The sequence below is a fragment of the Salinimicrobium gaetbulicola genome (assembly GCF_042676025.1).
In the GTDB taxonomy this organism is placed as follows: Bacteria; Bacteroidota; Bacteroidia; order Flavobacteriales; family Flavobacteriaceae; genus Salinimicrobium; species Salinimicrobium gaetbulicola.
In genome coordinates, this window is sequence record NZ_JBHTJP010000032.1 from 1,194,928 (window position 1) to 1,219,906 (window position 24,979).

Here is a 24,979-nt window from a genome sequence, read left to right on the forward strand (position 1 = left end):
AATAACATAATTTTCCTACATAACAGCTTTCCAAAAAGAAACTTTCAAACCCACATCTTCCTTTACCGCTTCTTAGAAAGAACCCTCAAAAATTCCCTATCTTGAGCGCTCTTAAAATTTTCATAACACATGGCTTATAAAAACCTGCCGGTAGTAGTGTTCTTACTACTCGCTACTACCCTCTTCGCACAGGAAAAAGAAGAAAAAGACAAATGGGATGTTACAGATCCCTACACCGCAGACTGGAACATTAACGAAGTGCCTTTACAAACAGATGAGGGTACCTGGATGAACCTGGACGTAAGCCCTGACGGTTCAAAGATCGTTTTTGACCTTTTAGGGGATATCTACATCATGCCTGCAAAAGGCGGGAAGGCCACCGCGCTTCGCTCTGGCATGGCCTACGAGGTGCAGCCGCGCTTCAGCCCGGACGGCAAGAAGATCGCCTTTACCAGCGACGCCGGCGGCGGGGACAACATCTGGATCATGAACACAGACGGCAGCGAAGCCAGCCAACTTACCGATGAGAGCTTCAGGCTGCTCAACAACGCCGAGTGGACCGCAGACGGGAATTCCATCATCGCGAGAAAACATTTTACTTCCGGACGCTCCCTTGGAGCCGGCGAGATGTGGCAGTACCACATCGCCGGAAAGGCCGGGCTTCAGCTTACCGAACGCAAGAACGACCAGCAGGACGTGAACGAACCGGCCGTGTCGCCGGACGGGCGCTACCTTTATTACAGCGAGGACATGTACCCGGGCGGGTACTTTCAGTACAACAAAGACCCGAACAAGCAGATCTACGTGATCAAACGCTACGACCTGCAAACAGGGGAAACCGTGCAGATCACCGGAGGTCCCGGCGGGGCCGCCAGGCCACAGATCTCCCCTGACGGAAACAAACTGGCTTTCGTAAAAAGGGTAAGAACCAAATCTGTGCTGTATGTACATGACCTGGAGACCGGCGAAGAGTGGCCTGTCTATGACAGCCTGAGCAAGGACCAGCAGGAGGCATGGGCCATCTTCGGCGTGTACCCCGGCTTCAGCTGGATGCCAAACAACAAGGACCTGGTCATCTGGAGCGAAGGAAAGATCAGGAAGGTCGATACCGAAGATTTCACTTCTGAAGTGATCCCGTTTTCCGTAGAAAACACCATCAAAATAGCCGATACGCACCGGGCAAAAACAGAGGTCTTTTCCGAAGAGTTCAACCCGAAAGTGATCCGTCACGCGGTAACTTCCCCGGACGGGAAAACGCTTGTCTTCAACGCGGTGGGATACCTGTGGAAAAAGAGATTACCCAACGGAGAGCCCGAAAGGATCACCAAAGACAAGAATTTCGAATTCGAGCCTGCTTTTTCCCCAGACGGAAAGAGCGTGGTGTACGTGACCTGGGACGACCAGGATTTCGGAAGCATTAAAAAAATAGGCCTGAACGGAAGAGATGCAAAGGTCCTTACTTCAGAAAAAGGTATCTACAGGAATCCTGCATTCTCAAATGACGGTGCCAGCATTGTCTTTGTAAAGGAAAAAGGAAATTCAGACCAGGGACAGAGCTTCTCAAAAGAGCCGGGCATCTATACCATGAGCGCTTCCGGAGAAAACATTAAAAAGCTGACCAGGGAAGGAGACTTCCCGATGTTCGGTAAGAATGACGACCGCATCTTTTACCAGACGGGCGGCATGTTCTTCGGAAACCTCAGCAAGAGCCTGAAGAGCGTGGACCTGAACGGGCAGGACGAACGCACCCACATCACTTCAAAGCACGCGAACCGACTGGTGCCGAGCCCTGATAACAAATGGATCGTGTTCACCAACCTGCACAAGGCCTACCTGGCTCCCTTTGTGATGACCGGGCAGACCATTGACCTGGATGATAAGACCAAAGCCTTCCCGGTCACCCAGATCACCAAAGACGCGGGCATGAACCTGCACTGGTCTAAGGACAGTAAAAATGTGCACTGGACGCTGGGCGAGGAATACTTTACCAACAAGGTCGTGGAAAAATTTACCTTTTTGAAGAATTCGCCAGATTCGATCGCGCCTATCACCCAAAAGGGGATCAAAGTGGGGCTTAAACTGAAATCGGACGTTCCCGAAGGCAGGATCGCCTTCACCAACGCGCGTATCATCACCATGAACGGAGAGGAAGTGATCGAGAACGGCAGCATAGTAGTTGACGGAAACAAGATCGTGGCCGTGGGGAAAGCCGCTGATGTGGAGATCCCTGGAAACGCGAAAGTATATGATGTTTCCGGAAAGACCATCATGCCCGGGATCGTGGATGTGCACGCCCACCTTGGCGCGTTCAGGTACGGGCTTACTCCGCAGAAGCACTGGCCGGCATTCGCCAACCTTGCCTTTGGAGTGACCACCGCCCATGACCCTTCCGCTTTGAGTGAAACCGTATTCGGAATGGCAGAGCTCGTAAAGAGCGGGGAAATGGTTGGACCTCGCATCTTCTCTACCGGGATCATCCTGTACGGCGCCGAAGGAGATTTCAAGGCAGAGATCAACAACCTGGAAGACGCGAGATCTGCTTTGAGAAGAACCAAGGCTTTCGGAGCGAATTCAGTTAAAAGTTACAATCAGCCGCGTCGTGAACAACGTCAGCAGGTAATGCAGGCCGCAAAGGAACTTGACATGAACGTGGTGCCTGAAGGCGGAAGCACCTTCTTCCACAACATGAGCATGATCGTGGACGGGCATACGGGAATTGAACACAATATCCCGGTAGTTCCCGTGTACAAGGATATTGAAACCCTTTGGAGCAGCAGCAAGACCGGGTACACTCCTACCCTTATCGTGAACTACGGCGGTATCAACGGGGAATATTACTTCTATGAGAGATCAAAGGTCTGGGAAAATGAGCGACTGCTCAACTTCACCCCTCGCGGACTTGTGGATGCGAGATCGAGACACCGTACCATTATTCCTGAAGAAGAATACGACAACGGGCCTGTCCTGGTTTCAAAAACCGCGAAAGCCCTGACCGATAAAGGCGTAAAAGTGAACCTGGGAGCGCACGGACAGTTACAGGGACTTGGCGCGCACTGGGAACTATGGTTGCTGCAAATGGGAGGCATGACCAATATGGAAGCCCTGCAGGCAGCCACCATCAACGGTGCGAACTACCTGGGAATGCAAACCGAGATCGGGTCCCTTGAAAAAGGCAAGCTGGCCGACCTTATCGTTTTGGACAAGGATCCGCTGGAGGACATCAGGAATTCTGAGACCGTGAAATACACTATGGTCAACGGAAGATTGTATGAAGCCGAAACCATGAACGAGATAGGAAACAGCTCACGCGAACGCGGGGAATTCTACTGGGAAAACGCGAAATATAACGAGGCATTCCCATGGCACGAGGAAACCCAGAGCTTTACCGCACCGGGATGTTCCTGTCACGCGAGCAAGAATTAGTCGACAGTCTTTAGACTATAGACCTTGGAAAGATAAAGCCGGGATCCTGATGGGGTTCCGGTTTTTTTGTTTGGAAAGCTGCGTGAGGTTTCTTTTTCCGGTTTTCCCCTGCCCTAAAGGGAGCCGGAAAAAGTAGCTGAACTATTTTTAAGCCGTCAGTTCGAGTGTTTTTCAAAACCGGTTCTCGATACGCCCCGATGACTATCGGGGCACTCGAACTGACGGTTTTGAAAAAGGTATCGAGAACAGAGGCTTTCATAACTCCCTTGTTCTCGATACGATCCCGACAGGTATAAGGACTAAAGGGGAAAAAGTAAATCACCAAACTCCAAATTCCAGTTTCGGTTTCACCCAGGGACTTCGACTAATCCTCCCTGCGGTCGGGCTCAGTCTGACAATGTCATCCAGAACTCTGATTTCGATTTTTGCCACCCAGAGTTCAATAGAGATCTCTTTTTCCGGTTTTCCCCTGCCCTAAAGGGAGCCGGAAAAAGTAGCTGAACTATTTTTAAGCCGTCAGTTCGAGTTTTTTTCAAAACCGGTTCTCGATACACCCCGATGGCCATCGGGGCACTCGAACTGACGGTTTTGAAAATTGTATCGAGAACAGAGGCTTTTCATAACTCCCTTGTTCTCGATACACCTTCCCAACTGCAAAAGCAGTTGGAAAGCCACTCGAACTGACGGAAACAGTTAGGTAAAAAGCTACAGTAAACCCTGTATCATAATACAGCAGCCTTCGACTTTTCCTCCCTGCGGTCGGGCTCAGTCTGACAACTGGAAAAAACCTAAATTTGGCCCGGGAATTGAGTACCGGGAACTGATAACCGAGAACCGAAAACTCATAACTCATAACTCTGAACTCATAACTAAATAAATGTTTCAAACCCTTGTCCATTATTCCCTTCACTTCCTGGCCATTGGCGCCATCGCTTACTGGTATGATAAAACCAACTGGAAGCGGAACTGGCTCATCCTGCTGGCGACCATGGCTGTGGACCTGGATCATTTGCTGGCCGACCCCATTTTTCATCCCGGGCGTTGCGGGATAGGCTTTCACGTTTTACATTCGGAATATGTGATCCCTGTCTATTTACTGGGAGCGATGTTCTTAAAAAGGTCTGTGCTTAAGCTCATTTTCATCGGGCTCAGCTTTCATATGTTCACAGATCTCACGGATTGTCTCTGGATGTATTCGGAATGCGGCAGCTGTGAGATCAGGGAAGTATTTTCGGGATTTTAAGCAGCTTCGAAAGAAAGGTTTTTCTTATTAAATGAATGGTAAACAATTCAGATAGAATGAGTTCATCTGAAATTTCTACGGGATGCTCTATAATAAATCACGTTTTAGGGTATAAATAAAACGGATTCCGTTTTCATTTGAATCCTGAATTCCTTTATATTTACCCTCGGTGAAAATTTCACCCATTCCAGAATTAGCAGCCTAAAAAAGAACAGAATATGCATGTAGCCATCGCAGGAAACATCGGTGCCGGAAAGACGACCTTAACTAAATTATTAGCCAAACATTTTGACTGGGAACCTCAATTCGAGGATGTTCTTGAAAATCCATACTTAGAGGATTTTTACAACAAGATGGAACGCTGGTCTTTCAACCTGCAGATCTACTTCCTCAACAGCAGATTCAGACAGGTTCTGGAATTAAGGGAAAGCGGAAAATCCATCATTCAGGATCGTACCATTTATGAGGACGCGCACATTTTCGCTCCCAACCTGCACGCCATGGGTCTTATGACCAATCGCGACTATGAAAACTACAGATCCCTGTTCGATTTGATGGAGCGAGTGGTAAAAGGGCCCGATCTTTTGATCTATCTTAGAAGCAGTATCCCAAATCTGGTTTCACAGATCCACAAGCGTGGCCGCGACTACGAGAATTCTATTTCCATTGACTACCTGAGCCGACTTAACGAACGTTACGAAGCCTGGGTTCACAACTACACCAAAGGTAACCTGCTGATCATTGACGTTGACAACATCAACTTCGTGGATAACCCCGAGGATCTTGGGAACATCATTACCCGCGTGGACGGAGAATTACACGGACTTTTTAAATAGTCTTTAGAATTTAGAAGTTAGGTTTTAGAGGCTGGATGTTCCTCTCTGACATTTCGGAAAAAAGTTGAGATTTTATTGTCATCCCGACGGAGCCTGAGAAGACAACGAGGGATCTCTTTCCTTGTCGCGCGTTGCCGGCATTGGAATTTGGAATTTCATTCTCTGCTCTTTATTCCTTTTTCTGATAATTGTTGATTGTCGAATGAGATCCACTGTTAACTCAATTTTATAGACATTTTTTGGAAAGTGTTTTATTTTAGCAGGGTTCAATCAGCAAAAAAACAAGTGATGGAATCGCAGAAGTTAAAAAGGCCAAGGCATAAAGGCTCTCCGCAACTTTTTAAAAGCCCTTTTCTCGAAAAGTTGACGCACACGCACATCTCTTTGCCGCTCATCATCTTTGGCGGGATCTCCGGGTTTCTTATCTACTACGGAATCATTGAAAAAGGTTTCGAAGTTCCGGAAATGGTTTTTTTATTTGCAGCCGGCTTGTTCTTTTTCACCCTTGTGGAATACCTGATGCACAGGTATCTCTATCATATTCCCGCTACCACCGAAAGGAAGAAAAAGATCGCCTACACCATGCACGGGGTGCACCATGATTATCCAAAAGATAAATCCCGGCTGGCCATGCCCCCGGTGCTGAGTCTATTAATAGCTTCCATTTTATTTGTCATTTACAGGGCAGTGCTGGGGGACCTGGTGTTCGGTTTTCTCGCAGGTTTCCTCCTTGGCTACGCCCTTTACCTCGCGGTGCATTATTCAGTGCATGCTTTCAGGGTACCCAACAATTTCCTGAAGCTTCTGTGGCACCACCACAGCATTCATCATTACCGGGAACCCGACAGGGCCTTTGGGGTATCTTCTCCCTTGTGGGATATCATCTTCAGGACCATGCCCAGAAAGGCACCGGTGGAACGCAATAAAGGGTAATTTGATTAAACACTTTAAAATAAAATCTGCGGTCTCTGCCGGAGGTGCCAGAAGCGAAAAGGAATATTTAATTAAACCGATGCTATCATAAAAAAACCGGCTTCTTCAGTATTAAAAAAGCCGGTTTCAAAATTATATTCTATCCCTTACTGCCCAACAGCAAAGTTAGCATTGATACTTCCATTTCCCAGAAACACACTCTGACCGTCTCCATCTGGCTGGTCAGCCGAGTTTATCAATTGTTTCAGAACTTCATGAGGAGCCATTTGCCCTCCATTCCCGGCTATAATAAGAGCAGCTACACCTGAGGCATGCGGCGCAGCCATACTGGTTCCCGCACTATAACCCCAACCGTTAGAAATGGTACTCCACACCATATCATATGGATAAACGGAACCATCTGAATATACCAGGTCAAAATCCCCTCCCGGAGCTGCAAGGTCCACCAAAGATCTACCATGATTGGTATAACTGGCAGGAACATCAAAACTTACATCTGGATATGAAAGATAGCCTTCGGGAGCGGTCGCAGATATTGTTATTACATTATTAAGCCCTCCTGGTAATTTAACATAAGCCTCATTACCGTCATAGTTCACACCGTCGTTACCTGCTGAGGCGATAATAGTCGCTCCTTTACTATAGGCATAATTTATTGCTCTTTGTTGTGCGAGGACAATCTCTGCAATGTATTTCGCCGGTATATGAAACTTATTTCCATCAGCATCAACCAACCAGCCGTTTTTGTTCAAAGTGGCCCCTAAACTCATATTTATTACATCAGCTCCATTGTCTGCGGCGTAGACAATACCTTCATTAATGGTGCTGAAACTTCCGCTTCCCGTCACTTCAGACAATACCTTAACAGCTACCAACTCAGCATGTGGAGCTACCCCTATCAGTCTTAAATTATTTGTAGCTGCGATGGTACCCGCAACGTGAGTTCCATGGTTGAAATAAAATCCAGGCTGAATGTTCCAGTCTTCATCCGGATAAAAGGATTCTGAAAGCTCTGTATTAAGATTACCTGCCAAATCGGGATGTTCCGCATCTATTCCTGAATCAAGAACAAAGACAGTTGCACCCATACCTGTATAACCTTTTGCCCAGGCCTGGGGTGCTTCTATAGCTTCCATTCCCCAAAGACGTTGCATGTAATATACCGGTTCTCCAAAAGCATATTCCCCAACAGCATTCTCAGCTGCTCCAACCTCTTCATACTCCGACTCGAAATACTCTGCAGAAGGAATCCACTTAATTTCATAATCGGGAACAACAGATACAATTTCTTTGTTTTTTAAAGTATTTTTTACGAAGTGCAGATCATTACTGCTTACAACTGCTACTCCAATTTGCGGAATGCTTTTCACCACGTCCCCACTTACTTCTAGAAAACTTTCTGTGCTTTTTGACATTTGATCACTTTCTGTGATCACCATGTAATTCTTAAAGGGAGGTTCCTCCAGTTCAGCTGCAACCGGTTTAACCTCTTCCTGAATGTCCTCTGACTGACAGGAAATTAAAATCAGCCCTATTACAAGAGCTGAAAATGACATTTTAAAAAACCCTACTTTTTTTGTCATGATTAAATTTTATGATTAATATTATTTACAATCGGTTAATATATAACCCTAACTACTTAAAAACCATTTTTTTAACACCAGGCCTATTTATTTTATATAAAATACGCCAAGAAGCCTTTTTGTTGAGAATATATCAATAATACAGAGTTGAAGCTGAGAATTCGTTAACCGAATTCAGTAGGAAATTATTTTTATAAGAATTTGAGACCGTTAGCTGTAAAATATTTTACTGATAAAATCAAATTAATGAACACAGCAACAGCCTAAGAATGATGTTTTTAAATATATATCCTCATTCTAAACTACCAGTATTAAGATTTCCGAAAGCTAATTTTCCGAAAATTTTTAGCTTTTCGATCCTGTTTTAGTGAATAAACCCATGTTTCTTAGCATGTTTTTCCGCTTCTTCCGAAGTTTTGACCAACAGCACGGGAACCGTTTTAAAATTTTCCACCACACTTCTCACTCTTTTCATTCTTCGTTTGTGCTTAACGCTCCTCAGATAGATGGCCAGGATACGATCAGAAAACTGTGCGGCAATATCTGTATAGATCGCTGGATCGTGCTCCCCGCTGTCACCAATGAGAATAAAGTTCAGGTGCGGATAGGTCTTCAGGATATTGATGATCTCCTTTTGCTTATGAGGTTTTTCAGGCCTTAGCGTTTTATCAAAAGGGGTTCTGAAATCCCTCAATAATATAGGCCCCTTCGGAAAGCCGTTTATTTCCAAAAACAATTTCAGGTATTCATACAGATTCCACGGACTGTTGCTCAGGTAAAAGACCGGATTTTGCTCATTCCCGGAAGCGCCTTCGTGCAGGGCACGGTAAAATTCCGGAGAACCTTCCAAAGAGATCCTGGAATGCGCCTTTTTAAAAAGGGAGTTATGGAGCACCCTCCATTTTAAAAACGAGGTCACGCCGGTATGCAAGATGGTATCGTCAATATCACTGATGACACCAAAAGCAGCAGTTCTCGGAGGGATCAGCATTTCGGCTTCAAAGGAATTATCCTGGGTGATAATGCTGTTTTGAACCTCATTCTTAAAGGAAACGTTCAACGGCACCCACCCTTCCTTGTCGGCGTATTTCTTCAGGTTCATAGAAGTGGCACGGTCGAACAGGAAGTAGCCCTCCTGGTTCGTCTTTTCTGACAGCCCGCTATTATTCGGCAGGTGCAACAGCACTTCCGCCCCTCTAACCTCGTCTGTATCGAACTGTTTATAGGTGTTCTTGAGCGTATACAGAAAAGACTGGTCCTCGAACATTTCGAGTTTGTCATCATCCAGCGCCCGACCCAACAAATACAAATGCCCGGCAGTGCCGTAACTCCGGTAAGGAGCCAGTTTTACTTCGGGTTTAGAGGTAAGATGATTTTTAAGTCTACCAAAAATTCGGTTCATACACCAGGTTCAAAAATGAGGTTTTTGACACTTCTTATTTTTCAGGTTGCTTCAAGGTACACCTTAAATGAAAAATCCCCCGCAAATGCAGGGGATTTTAAATATATTTTAGGAAACTCTTTCTTTACTCCACTTCGGAAGCTTCAGAATTAGTTTCTTCGGCAGTAGTTTCTTTAGCAGCTTCAGCGATCTTTTCAGCTGTTTCTAAAGCCTCACCTTCCGTAGCGGAAAATTCAGCAACAGCTTCCTCAGATTCTTCCGTTTGAAGAACGGTTACTTCCTCCACTTCGGGAGTCGTAGCCACTTCCATGTCCTGCCCTAAAATAGGAGCGATAACAAGCCCTATCAAACAGGTAAGTTTAATAAGGATGTTCATAGAAGGTCCTGAAGTATCTTTGAAAGGATCACCAACGGTATCACCGGTTACGGCAGCCTTGTGAGCCTCAGACCCTTTGTAGGTCATCTCCCCGTTGATCATTACACCTGCTTCAAAAGACTTCTTAGCGTTATCCCAGGCACCACCGGCGTTGTTCTGGAAGATCGCCCAAAGCACACCGCTAACGGTCACCCCGGCCATATATCCACCTAACATCTCAGCGATCAACCTGTTCTCATAACCAAGGATCATAGGAAGGATCACGATAATAATTGGGAATCCGATAGTCATTATCCCAGGAAGCAACATTTCACGAAGAGCCGCTTTAGTTGAGATCTCCACACATTTGTCATACTGCGGTTTTCCCGTACCTTCCATAATACCCGGAATTTCACGGAACTGGCGACGTACCTCGTTCACCATATCCATAGCCGCTTTCCCAACAGATTGCATGGCAAGTGCAGAGAACACAACCGGGATCATTCCTCCTACAAACAGCATTGCAAGTACCGGAGCTTTAAAGATGTTAATTCCGTCGATACCGGTAAAGGTTACATAAGCCGCGAAAAGGGCCAGAGAAGTAAGCGCCGCAGATGCGATCGCGAATCCTTTTCCGGTAGCAGCAGTAGTGTTTCCAACAGAGTCAAGAATATCTGTTCTTTCTCTTACTTCTGAAGGTAGTTCGCTCATTTCGGCGATCCCACCCGCGTTATCTGCGATAGGTCCGAAGGCGTCAATTGCAAGCTGCATGGCAGTAGTTGCCATCATTGCTGAAGCGGCCAATGCCACCCCGTAGAATCCGGCGAAAGCATAAGAAGCCCAGATTGCAACAGCGAATAAAAGTACAGATCCAAAAGTAGAGATCATCCCGGTAGCAAGACCGGCGATAATGTTTGTTCCTGCTCCCGTACTGGAGTTTTGAACGATAGAAAGAACCGGTTTTTTACCAAGTCCCGTATAATATTCAGTAATGGCAGAAATAGCACCACCAACTACCAAACCAACTAAAGTAGCATAGAATACTCTCAAAGAAGAGATTTGTTGCAGTCCTTCCCCGAAGAATTCCATTTGCATGGTTTCAGGCAACATCCAGGTCACCAGGAAGAAAGAAGAGATCGCTACCAGAATGATAGACACCCAGTTTCCTTTGTTCAGGGCAGCCTGTACTTCCGGCTCTTTAGCCGAATTACTTTTTATTTTCACCAATAAGGTTCCTATAATGGAAATGATGATCCCAAAACCTGCGATAGCCATTGGAAGGAGCACCGGACCGATTCCGCCGAAACCTTCAGCAACGATATCACCACCCATATCCTTGATCACATAGTTACCAAGAACCATGGCAGCAAGTACGGTAGCCACATAACTTCCGAAGAGGTCAGCTCCCATTCCGGCAACATCCCCTACGTTATCACCAACGTTATCGGCGATGGTAGCAGGGTTACGAGGATCATCTTCTGGAATACCCGCTTCAACTTTCCCAACAAGGTCAGCTCCAACATCGGCAGCTTTGGTATAGATACCACCACCTACACGAGCGAAAAGCGCGATAGATTCAGCTCCAAGAGAAAATCCGGCAAGGGTTTCAAGTACGATGGTCATCTGGTGAACATCTGTCCACTCACCGCCCATGAATACGTTAAAGAAAATAATAAAGAATGCTGTAAGTCCTAAAACCGCCAAACCGGCAACGCCAAGTCCCATTACGGTTCCACCTCCAAAGGAGATCTTCAAGGCCTGAGGCAGGCTGGTACGTGCAGCCTGGGTAGTACGAACATTGGTCTGTGTGGCGATCTTCATTCCCATGTTTCCTGCAAGAGCAGAAAAGATAGCTCCAAAGATAAATGCCACTACTATTAATATATGTGTTGTTGGAACTATAAAGGAAATTCCGGCAAGTACGATACTTGCTCCAATCACAAAGATCGTAAGCAACCTGTACTCAGCTTTAAGGAAAGCCAACGCTCCTTCATAGATATGAGAGGAAATATCTTTCATTTTTCCATCTCCCGCATCCTGCTTCATTACCCAGGCGCGTTTTGCCCACATAAATATGAGCCCTATGATCGCCAGAATGCCCGGCAACCAAATCATCAATGATTCCATAATATTTTGTTAAATTATTTAGCGGCGCTAAAGTTAACGAAACGTTATAAAACAAAAAAGCAATAACTTCAATGGTTATTGCTTATATGATAAGGATCAGAAAATGTGAAATTCGCTATTTAATTCCGAAATTTCCTTTTTCGCCGTCACTGTTTTTGTAACGCTTGATACATTCATCAATGATAGTATTCGCTTCTTCAAGGTTACCCCAGCCTTCCACATCTACTTTCTTTTGTTCAAGATCTTTATATACCTGGAAGAAATGCTCGATCTCTTTAATAAGGTGAGGATTCACGTCATTAAGATCATGGTGCTTGTTCCAGATAGGATCTGAAATCGGCACACAGATCACTTTTTCATCGGGACCTTTCTCATCAGCCATATGGAATACTCCAATAGGTTTCACTTCCATCACACAGCCGGGGAAAGTAGGCTCGGTAACCAAAACAAGTACATCTAAGGGATCTCCGTCCAAAGCAAGGGTTTCAGGAATAAATCCATAATCTGCCGGATACATCATAGATGAAAAGATCATCCTGTCATACCTGATCTTTTTCAGGTCAAAGTCATATTCATATTTATTCCGGCTTCCTTTTGGAATTTCGATAAGAACGTCAAAGGTCTTCGTCATTTTAGCTTTATTTAGTATTCTTTTTTTTTGCTTTTAAAGGGCGGCAAATATACTGATTTTCATCTTTTAAACCCGTGCTTTTCTTCAGCTTAAAAAAAACCACCCGCTTTTTTCTGAAACCCTTGATATTTATTAGGATTTCCTTCACATTTTAATGTAAAAAAGCCCCCTGTAAAAGGAGGCTTTTCCAATATGCAATTATACAAATTAGCCCTTGTACATCACTTTTTTGACAGCTTTGATCACGTCATTGTGATTTGGCAACCACTCTTCCAATAATACAGGAGAATATGGTGCCGGAGTATCGGCTGTATTAATCTTTACAATAGGAGCGTCCAGGTAGTCGAATGCCTTAGCCTGCACCTGATAAGTAATTTCTGTTGCAACGTTTCCAAACGGCCACGCCTCTTCAAGAATTACCAGCCTGTTCGTCTTTTTAACTGACTTAAGAATGGCATCATGATCCATAGGACGGATGGTTCTAAGGTCAATGATCTCACAAGAAATACCTTCTTTTTCCAATTCTTCAGCAGCCTTGTAAGCAAGCTTGATGATCTTACCGAAAGATACGATAGTAACATCAGTTCCTTCGCGTTTGATATCGGCTACACCAATTGGCAATACATATTCTTCTTCAGGCACTTCACCTTTATCACCATACATCTGCTCACTTTCCATGAAAATAACTGGATCGTCATCACGAATCGCGGCTTTCAATAATCCTTTAGCATCATACGGGTTAGAAGGAACGATCACTTTCAATCCCGGAGTATTCGCATACCAGCTCTCAAAAGCCTGGGAGTGAGTCGCACCTAATTGTCCTGCAGAAGCTGTTGGCCCTCTAAAGACGATTGGAATATTAAATTGCCCACCACTCATCTGACGCATTTTCGCTGCGTTGTTGATGATCTGGTCAATTCCCACTAAAGAGAAATTAAAGGTCATGAATTCAATAATAGGGCGGTTACCAATCATGGCACTCCCCACACCTATTCCTGAAAAACCTAGTTCTGATATCGGCGTGTCAATTACCCTGTCAGGTCCAAATTCGTCCAACATTCCTTTTGAAGCTTTGTAAGCTCCATTATATTCAGCAACTTCTTCTCCCATGAGGTAGACAGATTCGTCCCTGCGCATTTCCTCGCTCATGGCCTCGGCAATTGCTTCCCTGAATTGGATAGTCTTCATTATGAGTTATTATTTTTTAGAAAATTTCGAATGACAAAAATAGTAATTCAAATAAGGATAAACGACTACTTAAGAACAAAAATTTCCTATGCATGCATAGGAAATTTCACCTTAATTTATGTATCTTCGTGTCCAACTATATATGTTTTATTAAAAAATATCAAGATATATGAAAATATTAGTGTGTATAAGTCACGTTCCAGACACTACCTCAAAGATCAATTTTACAGAGAATGACACTAAATTTGATAACAACGGAGTGCAGTTTGTGATCAATCCAAATGACGAATTCGGTCTTACCCGCGCTATGTGGTTCAAGGAGAAACAAGGAGCTACTGTTGATGTAGTAAATGTTGGAGGACCAGAAACCGAACCGACTTTAAGAAAAGCGCTTGCCATTGGTGCAGATTCAGCCATAAGAGTGAATACTCCTGCTACAGACGGTGTTTATGTCGCCAAACAATTAGCCAAAGTAGTAAAGGACGGAAGTTATGACCTGGTGATCGCAGGACGTGAGTCTATTGATTATAACGGAGGGATGGTTCCCGGAATGCTAGCTGCTTTAACAGGAGCTAATTTCGTGAACACCTGTATAGGTTTAGAAATTGAAGGAAATGAAGCTACGGCCGTTCGCGAAATCGATGGAGGAAAAGAAACACTTAAAGCAAGCCTTCCTTTAGTTATTGGAGGACAAAAAGGAATTGTGGAAGAAAGTGACCTTCGCATCCCTAACATGAGAGGGATCATGCAGGCACGTAAAAAACCTTTGAACGTAGTAGAACCGGTAGAATCCAATGCCGATACTGAAGCTGTGAAGTTTGAGAAACCACAACCTAAGGGTGATATCAAATTAATTGACCCTGAAAACCTGGATGAATTGATAAACCTGCTTCACAATGAAGCTAAGGTGATCTAAGCATCAGGAGTTCATTCACTATTTGTACCATTAAAAAATAAGAAAATGTCAGTTTTAGTATATACAGAATCAGAAGAAGGAAAATTTAAAAAGACAGCTTTCGAGGTAGCATCTTACGCAAAAGGTGTGGCCGACATGCTGAACACCGATGTGACCGCAATAGCTTTTAATGCCGGTGACACTTCAGAATTAGGAAAGTACGGAGTAAGCAAAGTTTTGAAGGTAAGCAGTGACAAACTGGAAAAATTCAATGCTGAAGCCTATGCCGACGCCATTAAGCAGGCTGCTGAAAAGGAAGGTTCAAAAATTGTTGTTTTGAGCCAGAGCGCCAACGCAAAGTATTTAGCACCACTTCTTGCAGTTCATTTAAACGCAGGATATGCATCTAACGTGGTTGCGCTTCCTGAAAGTGCAGATCCTCTTCAGGTTAAGAGAACCGCTTTCACGAATAAAGCTTTCAACATCACCAAGATATCTACAGACGTTAAGATCCTGGGGCTTTCCAAAAATGCCTTCGGATTAAAAGAGAGCCAAACAGATGTTTCAGATGAAGACTTCGCTCCTTCCTTAAGTGAAGAAGATTTCTCTGTAAATGTTGTTTCCGTAGACAAAGCGACCGATAAGGTGACCATTGCCGATGCTGAGATCGTAGTATCCGGTGGACGCGGATTAAAAGGACCTGAAAACTGGGGGATCATCGAAGATCTTGCTCAAACTTTAGGTGCCGCTACAGCCTGTTCCAAACCTGTTAGTGATATGGGATGGAGACCACACAGTGAACACGTAGGTCAAACCGGTAAGCCAGTAGCAGCGAACCTGTACATTGCTGTAGGTATTTCGGGAGCCATCCAGCACCTTGCCGGAGTGAGCGCATCTAAGACAAAAGTAGTGATCAACAATGATCCTGAAGCTCCGTTTTTCAAAGCGGCAGATTACGGAGTTGTTGGTGATGCCTTTGAAATAGTACCGAAGCTTACCGAAAAATTAAAAGAATTTAAAGCGAGTAACGCATAATTTTTATAACTTGCGAGCCGATTAAAGGGCTGTCTAAATTAGGTTTACCGCCCTATTTAGGCAGCTTTTTTTGTATTTTTGCAGTATGAGTTTAGTGCGCCTTAACATTAAAGGAATATCTTATAGCCAGACACAAAATGGAGCCTACGCTCTAATTTTGAGCGAGGTTGATGGAGAACGCAAACTACCCATTGTCATAGGTGCGTTTGAAGCACAGTCTATTGCAATTGCGTTGGAAAAAGAGATCAAACCTCCACGCCCCCTTACCCACGACCTTTTTAAGAATTTCGCTGACAGATTTGAGATCGTTGTAAAACAGGTCATCATCCATAAACTGGTAGATGGTGTATTTTATTCCAGTCTAATCTGTGAACGGGATAAGATAGAAGAGATCATAGACGCAAGGACCAGCGATGCCATTGCCCTGGCTTTACGTTTCCACGCGCCTATTTTCACCTATAAGAACATCCTGGATAAAGCAGGTATTTACCTGAAAGGCGATCAAAAGGAAGAGGAACAGGAACAGGAGAAAGAAGACATTATCGTAGATGAACTTTTCTCTAACGAAGTAGAAATTAAATCCAACGACCCCGATTATAAAAAACTTTCTTTAAGCGAATTAAACAGCATGTTGGATCAGGCCGTAAAAAACGAAGATTACGAAAAAGCGGCCCGGTTACGAGATGAGATCTCAAAAAGAAAATAATCCCCCCACTTTTATGAACAAATTCTGGTGTTGTCTATTCCTTTTTTTCTTTGGAATATCCTCTGTATTTGCCCAAAACATTTCTAAAACCTGGAATTTTGAAGCCGTAGAGGACAGCTCTCAAAATTCACTTTTTGAAGTAGATCCCGGAACGGATTACCTGAAATTAGACAACGGAAGCTTCGAATTTTCCCTGAAAGGAGAAAACATCAATGAAGCCTCAGGAAACTATGTATATCAAAATGATGTACTGGTGTTGTTTTACGATCAGCCGTTCGATAGCATTCAAAATTTAAAGGTCTCCCAGCTTACAGATTCCACCCTCACATTAACAGGAAAGAACAAATTTTATTCTCTTGCAGAAAGGCCGGAAACCATAAAGGAAGTTCTTCCGATAGGCACCAAAGACCAAATGATCCCGAATGCCGGATTCTCTTTTGAAAGTCTTTGGCGTGGTGCCCTGGGAATGGTTTCCCTGATCTTTATCGCGTTCCTCTTCAGCTCAAACCGAAGAGCCATCAACTGGAAAACGATCGGGGCAGGTTTAAGCGCCCAGCTATTGCTTGCAATTGGGGTATTAAAAATTACGGTAGTTCAGAACGTTTTTGAGTTCGTAGGAAGTATTTTCGTCTTGATACTTGATTTTACGGCCGCGGGAAGTGAATTCCTTTTAGGCGGCATGATGGATGTGGAAAGCTTCGGATTTATTTTCCTTTTCCAGGTACTGCCAACTATCATTTTCTTTTCAGCGCTCACCTCTGTCCTATTCTACTTAGGAGTGATCCAGGTGATCGTAAAAGGAATGGCCTGGGTACTTACCAAATTAATGGGGATATCGGGCCCTGAAAGTTTAAGTGTTGCAGGAAACATCTTTTTAGGACAAACCGAAGCGCCGTTAATGATCAAGGCTTACCTTGAAAGAATGACCCGCTCTGAGATCCTGTTGGTTATGATCGGTGGGATGGCTACTGTCGCAGGAGGCGTACTCGCTGCCTACATCGGGTTCCTTGGAGGTGATGATCCGGCACTAAGATTACAGTTCGCAAAACACCTTTTAGCAGCCTCAGTAATGGCCGCTCCGGGAGCGATCGTAGTCTCTAAAATATTATTCCCTCAACAGGAAAAGATCGATAAGAACGTAGAGGTTTCTTCAGAAAAAATAGGTTCAAACATCCTTGATGCCATCGCAAATGGTACTACCGAAGGATTGAAATTAGCTGCTAACGTAGCCGCCATGCTGTTGGTGTTCATCGCGTTCATCGCCATGATCAATTATTTCCTTGGCTGGGTTGGCGACTGGACCACTTTGAACTCGATGCTGGCAGAAAATACACCTTATGCACGCCTTTCGCTGGAATCTATCCTGGGAATGGTCTTCGCGCCACTTATGTGGCTGATCGGGGTCGCTACGGAAGATATGATGCTCATGGGACAATTACTTGGGATCAAACTTGCGGCAAGTGAATTCGTAGGATATATTCAACTGGCAGAACTTAAGAATCCACTGAATGCCCTGAGCCTTACCTATGAAAAATCGGTTATTATGGCCACTTATATGCTATGCGGGTTCGCAAATTTCGCGTCGATCGGTATTCAGATCGGTGGGATCGGATCCCTTGCGCCGGGTCAACGAATCAACCTTTCAAAGTTCGGAATGAAGGCTTTGATCGGTGGAACCTTAGCCTCCCTGCTTTCGGCGACGATCGCCGGAATGATTATAGGTTAATTCCAGTTTTTATACTTTAAAATTCCGGGTAGTTTTCTATTTTAGCTGAAAATCACCCGGAATTTTCCGTTTTTAAGAAGGAAATTTCTTACATATTTTAAACTTTTTTCTTCGGAAATATACCCATGAAACAATACCACGACCTCATAAAGCATGTACTCGAACACGGCCACGAAAAAGGTGACCGCACAGGTACCGGAACCAAGAGTGTATTTGGATACCAGATGAGATTTGACCTCAGCGAAGGCTTTCCCATGGTGACCACCAAAAAACTGCACCTGAAGTCTATAATCTATGAATTACTGTGGTTCCTGAATGGTGATACCAACGTAAAATATTTACAGGATCACGGCGTGCGTATCTGGAATGAATGGGCAGATGAAAATGGTGATCTGGGGCCTGTTTACGGGCACCAGTGGAGAAACTGGAACAGCGAGGACATTGACCAGATCAAGGAGATCGTCGAAACCCTTAAGAACAATCCAAACAGTCGCCGAATGCTGGTGACAGCCTGGAACCCATCGGTATTACCTGACACTTCAAATTCCTTTTCTGAAAACGTAGCTAACGGAAAGGCAGCATTGCCACCCTGCCACGCGTTCTTTCAGTTCTATGTAGCCGACGGGAAATTGTCCTGCCAGCTATATCAGCGAAGCGCCGATATCTTTTTGGGAGTACCATTTAATATTGCTTCCTATGCTCTGCTTACTATGATGATGGCCCAGGTTTGCGGCTATGAGCCGGGAGACTTTATTCACACTTTTGGAGATGCTCATATTTACAACAATCACATGGAGCAGGTAGAACTTCAGTTATCAAGGGATTTCAGAGAGCTGCCAACTATGAGGATCAATCCGGAAGTAAGGGATATTTTTGGCTTTAAATTTGAGGATTTCACCCTGGAAAATTACAATCCCCACCCCCACATAAAAGGCAGTGTTGCCGTTTAAATTTTTAACCTACTAAATTATATATCATGAAAAAATTAGTCTTGTTATGCTTTTTACTTTTTGCCGGAATGACCTACGCTCAGGAAGGTGTAAGCGTAAAAGGGAATACAGTTTCCATGAAGGATATGCCACCCGTATGGCCGGGTTGCGAAAACAGCGAGCAGTCGTCAAAAGCCTGTTTTCAGCAAAAATTGATCGAACATTTAAAAGCTAATTACAAGTATCCACGCGATGAAAACGGAAAGATCATCAGAGGTAAAACTGTGGTTTCTTTCAATATCAATAAAGAAGGAAAACCGGAAATTCTCTCTGTGGAAGGTCCTAAAAAGGAACTGAATGCAGAGGCTAAAAAGATCATTATGGCCATTCCACAAATGGAGCCGGGTCACCGTGGAGGGAAGCCGGTTGCTATTAAGTACAAAGTACCATTTACCTTTTAACAGATTAGTATTCTCTTAACTAAATCTGATTTATAAAATCCTAAATTTGAAGGAAACCACTGTGTTTCCTTTTTTTTATGATTGATCCTGAAGCCCTTATCACCCTATTCAAAAACACCCGTTCTCTGACAGAAGAGATCTGTTCTCATCTAAAAACCGAGGACTACGTGGTGCAACCCATTGTTGACGTTTCCCCTCCAAAATGGCATTTAGGACACACTACCTGGTTCTTTGAAACCTTTGTGCTACAGGAAAACCTCACCGGTTATGAGGCTTACGATCCTCGCTACGCTTATGTTTTCAACAGTTATTACGAAACCGCCGGGGATAAGGTGATAAGGTCTGACCGTGGAAACCTTTCCAGGCCCACCGTTTCTGAAGTGTATGACTTCAGAAAGCATGTCACAGAAAAGATGCTCGATCTTCTTGAGAACAATGAACTTTCAGAAGAAGTCAAAAAAGTAATAGAACTTGGTTGTCACCATGAAAAGCAGCACCAGGAACTGCTGCTGACGGATATTAAATATATCCTCGGAAATAATCCGTTGCACCCTGTATATCGCGAAGGATTCAGGGAATATAAAACGGAAGATCTTCCGCAGGAATGGATCGAGATCCCGGAAGGCATTTATGAGATTGGCCACTCTAACAAAGAAGATTTCTCATATGACAATGAGCTTGGCCGGCATAAGGTGTTCTTGAACCCGTATAAGATATCCAACAAACTGGTCACCAATAAAGAATACCTGGAATTCATGGAAGCCGGCGGATATGAACAGGTATTATTATGGCATGCCGAAGCCTGGGACTGGATTCACGAAAATGAAATTACCGCGCCTCAATACTGGTATAAGGTAAACGACTCCTGGCAACAATACACCCTGGCAGGATTAAAAGATCTGGATCCCGAGGCACCTGTCACCCATCTTTCTTATTACGAAGCTTTCGCGTTCGCACAGTGGAAGGGACTGCGCCTTCCAACAGAATTTGAATGGGAAACGGCCCAGGAAAGATTCGACTGGGGACAACGCTGGGAATGGACAGAGAGCGCCTATTCCCCTTACCCAAATTACACTAAACCACCCGGTACCCTGGGGGAGTACAATGGGAAATTCATGGTTAACCAAAAAGTCCTGCGAGGCTGCTCTGTTGCCACCTCCCCGAACCATACCCGGCCTACTTACCGCAACTTTTTTCATCCCCACCTGCGCTGGCAGTTTACGGGATTAAGACTAGCTAAATAAACATTTATGAAGATGACCAAACCCGCTGAGTTTAAAACTCAATTTGCCGAGGATGTTTTTCACGGACTTACAGCTTACCCAAAAACTTTGAATTCAAAATATTTTTATGATAAGAAGGGAGACGAACTCTTTCAGGAGATCATGAACCTTCCCGAATATTACCTGACAGGCATGGAAATGAACATCCTGGAGGAACAAAAAGAGGAAATTGCCATTGAGTTCAATTCTTCTGCAGGTTTTGATTTAATAGAATTAGGAGCGGGAGACGGTAAAAAGACAAAAGTTCTCTTAAGGCATTTTCACAACAAAGGCTTTAATATAAGGTATCTACCGGTAGACATTAGCCAGAACGTACTCGATCAACTTACTGAAAGTTTGAACAAAGAGATACCGGGTCTGCAGGTAGAGCCCAGGCAAGGGATGTATAAGAATGTACTTCAACAACTATCAGATTATACAGAAAGGAAAAAAGTGATCATGTTACTGGGTTCCAATATTGGAAATCTCAGCCAGGAAGAAGCCGTTCTTTTCCTCAAAAAGATAAGTAGCGCCATGACAGGAGATGACCTGCTCTTTATGGGTGCCGATCAGAAAAAGGATCCAAAAATGGTTCTCGATGCGTATAACGATTCCCAGGGAGTGACCGCAGCTTTCAATAAAAATCTTTTAACCCGTATCAACAGAGAGCTGGATGCCAATTTTGAAGAAGACTCTTTCCTGCACTGGCCATTATATGATCCCGAAACCGGACTAGCTTCAAGCTTTTTAGTGAGCAAAAAAGAACAAACTGTCCAGATAAATTCCTTAAATTTAGAAGTGACTTTCCAGAAATGGGAAAGTATACATACCGAGATCTCTCAAAAATATGATGACACCTCCGTGAGATGGCTCGCAACGGAAGCTGGTCTGGAATTAAAAGGCAGCTTTAGCGATAAGGACAATTATTACAAAAATTATATTTTTCAAAAATCCTAAGCACATGAAAGCAATTTGGCATGACACCATCCTCGCAGAGAGCACGAACACTAAAATGGTAGAGGACAAACATTATTTTCCACCCGACTCCATTAATTCTGAATTCTTCCAGTTAAGCGATACCCATTCTACTTCAAATTTAGGAAGAGCTTCCTATTTTCACATTCAGGTGGGAGAAGACAACAATCCCGATGCTGCCTGGTTTTACCCTTATCCACAGGGAGAAGGTGGTCAAATAAGAAATTATGTAACCTTCGGAAAAGGAGTTGAATTTAAAGAATAATTTTTCTATTTAGAAAAAAGTCGTAGGTTTACAAAAATCAAAAAACCAAAAAGGTGATTCTAATAAACAATAATAATTCTTTCAATAACAACCTGAATAATTTTAGGTTGAGGAAGGCTATTATTGTATAAAAAGAACCCTGTTACAATATTTCAAGCCTTTCCTTTCCGGAAAGGCTTTTTTTTTACCCATATGAAAAGAACGAACATAAATAATCAGAATAATAATAACGATCCGCCACCCGGGGGAGAAGGTTCCTGTGCTTTACAGCCTGCCTTTTCTTTAGGGCAGGCTTTTTTATTTCCAATTTTTTAAATAATTAAAAACAAATATCATGATCACAACAACAGCAACACCGAAAGTTCTATCTGGAAAATTACAAACAGAAGAAGCCGTACATTTCACAAAAATGTGCTTTGAAAAACAATTAAAAGAACAGCTTCCGCTTACAAAAGTTTCAGCGCCCGCGATCGTTCTACAGGGCACCGGCATCAACGACGACCTCAACGGAATTGAGAGACCGGTATCCTTTCCGATAAAATCCATGCAGGAAAGACCTGCAGAAGTGGTACAGTCCCTGGCCAAATGGAAAAGACTCCGACTTAAAGAATACGAACTCAAACCGGGCCAGGGAATAGTAACCGATATGAAAGCGCTGCGCCCTGATGAAGACCTTGGTAAGTTACATTCCATATTCGTAGACCAATGGGATTGGGAAATGGCTATGGAACCTGAAGACCGAACTCTCGATTTCCTCAAGGCACAGGTAATAGAGATCTACCGCGCAATAAAGGAAACCGAAAAACAAGTCAGTTTAGAATACCCATGGTTGCAGGCAGTCCTGCCAGCCGAGATCACCTTTATCCATTCTGAAGATCTTCTGGAAAAATATCCGGAGTTAACTCCAAAAGAACGAGAAAACATGGCGACAAAAGAATTTGGAGCTGTGTTTTTAATAGGAATTGGTGGCGAACTCGCCCACGGTGAGATTCACGATGGCAGAGCTCCAGATTATGACGACTGGAGCACCCAAACCTCCAGCCGCACAAAAGGACTTAACGGAGATATCCTGGTTTGGAACCCTGTTTTGGAGCAATCTTTCGAGATCTCTTCTATGGGAATAAGAGTCGACCCGGAAACTCTTGCGCAGCAACTAAAGATTCGGAAAGCAGAATCCAGGGCCGAACTATATTATCACAGTCAGTTACTTGCCGGTAAATTGCCGCAAACTATTGGCGGAGGTATTGGTCAATCGCGATTATGCATGTTCCTGTTACAAAAACAGCATATTGGCGAAGTGCAGGCCGGCATCTGGTCAGATGACATTCGGGAAGAATGTGATGAAAAAGGGATCTCCCTTTTGTAATGATGTTTTAAAAGGGTGTTCAAAATGACATTTTCGGGCACCCTTTATTTTATCACTTTTAGTAGTTTTTTGATATCCTCGGAAGTATTAAAATAATGAAAGCTTACCCTGATCCCCTCCCCTCGTTGAGAACAAACAATTTGGTTGTTTTTTAATTTCTGAAAAACGGCATCACCTCCTTTAATATTAAAGATAGAGGAATGAATTTTCCTTTTTAAAACAGCTTCTTCCAGCAGATCGTGTTCCTCAAAGAGCGATTTCGCTTCAGAAGCTAATGACTGAACCTGCTCAGCGATCTTATCGATCCCGATCTTTTCGACCTCCTCTATGGCAACTTTCAGGCTTCCAAAATTGAGCGTATCCTGGTGTCCCGGTTCAAATTTCCCAATAAGGCTGCCTTCATGGGGCTTGTATTTGCCCTGCAGTGAATTAAATCCGAGGGATCTAGGTAAGATCTTATCTTCCATATGATCTTTGAAAAGAAAAAATGCATTACCATAACCGGCATTCATCCATTTATAGGTGCTAGCCCCCAGCACATCCAGACCCGAGGCTTCAAAATCGAATTCTTCGGTGCCACAGTATTGAGTTCCGTCTCCAAAAAGCAACATTTCGGGGTATTTACTTTTCAGTTCCTTTAAAAATTCCAGGTCTATTATTATTCCGTTGATCCATTGTACCAGGCTGAAGGCGAAAATATCGGGTCGCTCCTTTTCTACAACTTCAGCGACGTTATTCTCTAAATTCTCATCAATATCGGCATAACACACCTCGAACTCCCGCGATTCCACAGCCCAGTTCACAGAAGGATAATCATTTTTGAACAACAGAACTTTCTTTGATTTTTCCACCCCTTCCATCAAAGTATTGAAACCGTATGAAAAATTGGGAGTCAAAGCCACCCTATTTGGCGCGCAATTGAAAAATCTTCCCACAGCTTCCCTGACGCCCGTAAGGATCTTTCCCTGCTGATCTTTGAACACGCTTCCGGAGATCAAAAAATCAAGATCCTGCTCCTGCCTGTACTCAAAAACCGCTTCAGATAATAATCCGGAGGCGGCCGTATTGAGGTATGTGTACTGATTGAGTGTTGGATATTGTTTTTTAAAATTCTTCATGAGCATTAAATTTTCCGAAGTAAAATCTATAAATTTGAGAATATCTCTAAAATACTTCATAAATATGTCAAGTAAAAAGAATAGTTCTTCAAAAATTGACCCTGAACAACGGGAGCTTATTGAAAGAGCCCAGGAACGGGCGCGTCAAAAAAGAGGTTTATATCAGCACTTTATCGTCTTTTTAATTGGCGCTGTTGTGTTGATACTTCTCAACGTGATCTTTGAAATTGGGCAGAATATCAAACCTTTCGGGATCGACTGGTTCGTTTGGGCGATCATTTTTTGGGGCATTATTCTCCTGGCACATATTTTCAACGTGTTTGTCACCAAAAAATTCCTGGGCAAAGACTGGGAAAACAAACAAGTAGATAGACTGGTAGCCCAACAACAACGCCGAATTGAGGAACTGCAGCGAAAAGTGGAAAAAGAACACCCGCTTCCAAAAAAGCAGGAACCTTTTATTCCCCCTGTTAAAGAAGACCGCAGAATAGACCCCGATTCATCAATTAACTCTTAGAAA

The 24,979-nt window shown here is 43.8% G+C and carries 21 protein-coding genes; 15 read left to right on the forward strand and 6 right to left on the reverse strand.

All coding sequences use genetic code 11. The annotated features are described in order from the left end of the window. Positions 1-129 precede the first annotated feature (129 nt). The 4 genes from ACFQ1G_RS06880 to ACFQ1G_RS06895 all read left to right on the forward strand — a co-directional run bounded on the left by ACFQ1G_RS06880 (position 130) and on the right by ACFQ1G_RS06895 (position 6,435). Positions 130-3,423, forward strand: coding sequence for an amidohydrolase family protein (locus tag ACFQ1G_RS06880; RefSeq protein WP_380737896.1), 3,294 nt, complete (start codon positions 130-132; stop codon positions 3,421-3,423). Positions 3,424-4,300: 877 nt separating this feature from the next. Continuing rightward, the gene (locus ACFQ1G_RS06885; RefSeq protein ID WP_380737899.1) at positions 4,301-4,666 is read left to right on the forward strand and encodes a DUF6122 family protein; all 366 of its coding nucleotides are present in this window, start codon (positions 4,301-4,303) and stop codon (positions 4,664-4,666) included. A gap of 218 nt (positions 4,667-4,884) precedes the next feature. Next, positions 4,885-5,502 (forward strand): deoxynucleoside kinase, encoded by a 618-nt coding sequence (locus ACFQ1G_RS06890; RefSeq protein ID WP_380737902.1) that lies wholly within the window; start codon positions 4,885-4,887, stop codon positions 5,500-5,502. A 288-nt stretch (positions 5,503-5,790) separates the two neighbouring features. Then, positions 5,791-6,435 (forward strand): sterol desaturase family protein, encoded by a 645-nt coding sequence (locus ACFQ1G_RS06895; RefSeq protein ID WP_380737904.1) that lies wholly within the window; start codon positions 5,791-5,793, stop codon positions 6,433-6,435. Between the two features lie 146 nt (positions 6,436-6,581). Here ACFQ1G_RS06895 and ACFQ1G_RS06900 read toward each other — a convergent pair whose 3' ends face one another. The 5 genes from ACFQ1G_RS06900 to ACFQ1G_RS06920 all read right to left on the reverse strand — a co-directional run bounded on the left by ACFQ1G_RS06900 (position 6,582) and on the right by ACFQ1G_RS06920 (position 13,721). Beyond that, a complete protein-coding gene (locus tag ACFQ1G_RS06900; RefSeq protein ID WP_380737906.1) occupies positions 6,582-8,018 on the reverse strand; it encodes a S8 family peptidase in 1,437 nt (478 codons plus the stop codon). Between the two features lie 364 nt (positions 8,019-8,382). Further along, on the reverse strand, positions 8,383-9,420 hold the full coding sequence (locus ACFQ1G_RS06905; protein ID WP_380737908.1) for an App1 family protein: 1,038 nt from the start codon (positions 9,418-9,420) through the stop codon (positions 8,383-8,385). 124 nt (positions 9,421-9,544) lie between these two features. After that, on the reverse strand, positions 9,545-11,902 hold the full coding sequence (locus ACFQ1G_RS06910; RefSeq protein ID WP_380737910.1) for a sodium-translocating pyrophosphatase: 2,358 nt from the start codon (positions 11,900-11,902) through the stop codon (positions 9,545-9,547). A gap of 115 nt (positions 11,903-12,017) precedes the next feature. Next, complete coding sequence (locus ACFQ1G_RS06915) at positions 12,018-12,533, reverse strand: inorganic diphosphatase (RefSeq protein WP_380737912.1); 516 nt, start codon at positions 12,531-12,533, stop codon at positions 12,018-12,020. 207 nt (positions 12,534-12,740) lie between these two features. Further along, the gene (locus tag ACFQ1G_RS06920) at positions 12,741-13,721 is read right to left on the reverse strand and encodes a pyruvate dehydrogenase complex E1 component subunit beta (RefSeq protein ID WP_380737914.1); all 981 of its coding nucleotides are present in this window, start codon (positions 13,719-13,721) and stop codon (positions 12,741-12,743) included. 169 nt (positions 13,722-13,890) lie between these two features. Between ACFQ1G_RS06920 and ACFQ1G_RS06925 the strand changes: the two genes are divergently transcribed. From ACFQ1G_RS06925 to asnA, 10 genes are all read left to right on the forward strand, one after another. Beyond that, positions 13,891-14,637, forward strand: a complete 747-nt coding sequence (locus tag ACFQ1G_RS06925; protein WP_380737916.1) for an electron transfer flavoprotein subunit beta/FixA family protein — start codon at positions 13,891-13,893, stop codon at positions 14,635-14,637. Positions 14,638-14,682: 45 nt separating this feature from the next. Further along, positions 14,683-15,651, forward strand: a complete 969-nt coding sequence (locus ACFQ1G_RS06930) for an electron transfer flavoprotein subunit alpha/FixB family protein (protein WP_380737918.1) — start codon at positions 14,683-14,685, stop codon at positions 15,649-15,651. Between the two features lie 85 nt (positions 15,652-15,736). After that, complete coding sequence (locus tag ACFQ1G_RS06935; RefSeq protein WP_380737920.1) at positions 15,737-16,357, forward strand: bifunctional nuclease family protein; 621 nt, start codon at positions 15,737-15,739, stop codon at positions 16,355-16,357. Positions 16,358-16,370: 13 nt separating this feature from the next. Further along, complete coding sequence (locus tag ACFQ1G_RS06940; RefSeq protein ID WP_380737922.1) at positions 16,371-18,083, forward strand: NupC/NupG family nucleoside CNT transporter; 1,713 nt, start codon at positions 16,371-16,373, stop codon at positions 18,081-18,083. Positions 18,084-18,208: 125 nt separating this feature from the next. Continuing rightward, the gene (locus ACFQ1G_RS06945) at positions 18,209-19,033 is read left to right on the forward strand and encodes a thymidylate synthase (RefSeq protein WP_380737924.1); all 825 of its coding nucleotides are present in this window, start codon (positions 18,209-18,211) and stop codon (positions 19,031-19,033) included. 26 nt (positions 19,034-19,059) lie between these two features. Then, positions 19,060-19,473, forward strand: a complete 414-nt coding sequence (locus ACFQ1G_RS06950; protein ID WP_380737926.1) for an energy transducer TonB — start codon at positions 19,060-19,062, stop codon at positions 19,471-19,473. A gap of 77 nt (positions 19,474-19,550) precedes the next feature. Then, a complete protein-coding gene (egtB, locus tag ACFQ1G_RS06955; RefSeq protein ID WP_380737928.1) occupies positions 19,551-20,717 on the forward strand; it encodes an ergothioneine biosynthesis protein EgtB in 1,167 nt (388 codons plus the stop codon). A 6-nt stretch (positions 20,718-20,723) separates the two neighbouring features. Further along, positions 20,724-21,692, forward strand: coding sequence for an L-histidine N(alpha)-methyltransferase (egtD, locus tag ACFQ1G_RS06960; RefSeq protein ID WP_380737931.1), 969 nt, complete (start codon positions 20,724-20,726; stop codon positions 21,690-21,692). Between the two features lie 4 nt (positions 21,693-21,696). Continuing rightward, positions 21,697-21,975 carry a DUF427 domain-containing protein gene (locus tag ACFQ1G_RS06965; RefSeq protein ID WP_380737933.1) on the forward strand — a complete coding sequence of 93 codons (279 nt, stop codon included), beginning with the start codon at positions 21,697-21,699 and terminating at the stop codon, positions 21,973-21,975. 334 nt (positions 21,976-22,309) lie between these two features. Next, entirely contained in the window at positions 22,310-23,341 is a 1,032-nt protein-coding gene (gene asnA, locus ACFQ1G_RS06970; protein ID WP_380737935.1) for an aspartate--ammonia ligase, read from the forward strand. A 44-nt stretch (positions 23,342-23,385) separates the two neighbouring features. Here asnA and ACFQ1G_RS06975 read toward each other — a convergent pair whose 3' ends face one another. Next, a complete protein-coding gene (locus ACFQ1G_RS06975) occupies positions 23,386-24,459 on the reverse strand; it encodes an aminotransferase class V-fold PLP-dependent enzyme (RefSeq protein ID WP_380737937.1) in 1,074 nt (357 codons plus the stop codon). Between the two features lie 64 nt (positions 24,460-24,523). Between ACFQ1G_RS06975 and ACFQ1G_RS06980 the strand changes: the two genes are divergently transcribed. After that, the gene (locus tag ACFQ1G_RS06980; protein ID WP_380737939.1) at positions 24,524-24,976 is read left to right on the forward strand and encodes a 2TM domain-containing protein; all 453 of its coding nucleotides are present in this window, start codon (positions 24,524-24,526) and stop codon (positions 24,974-24,976) included. Positions 24,977-24,979 lie beyond the last annotated feature (3 nt).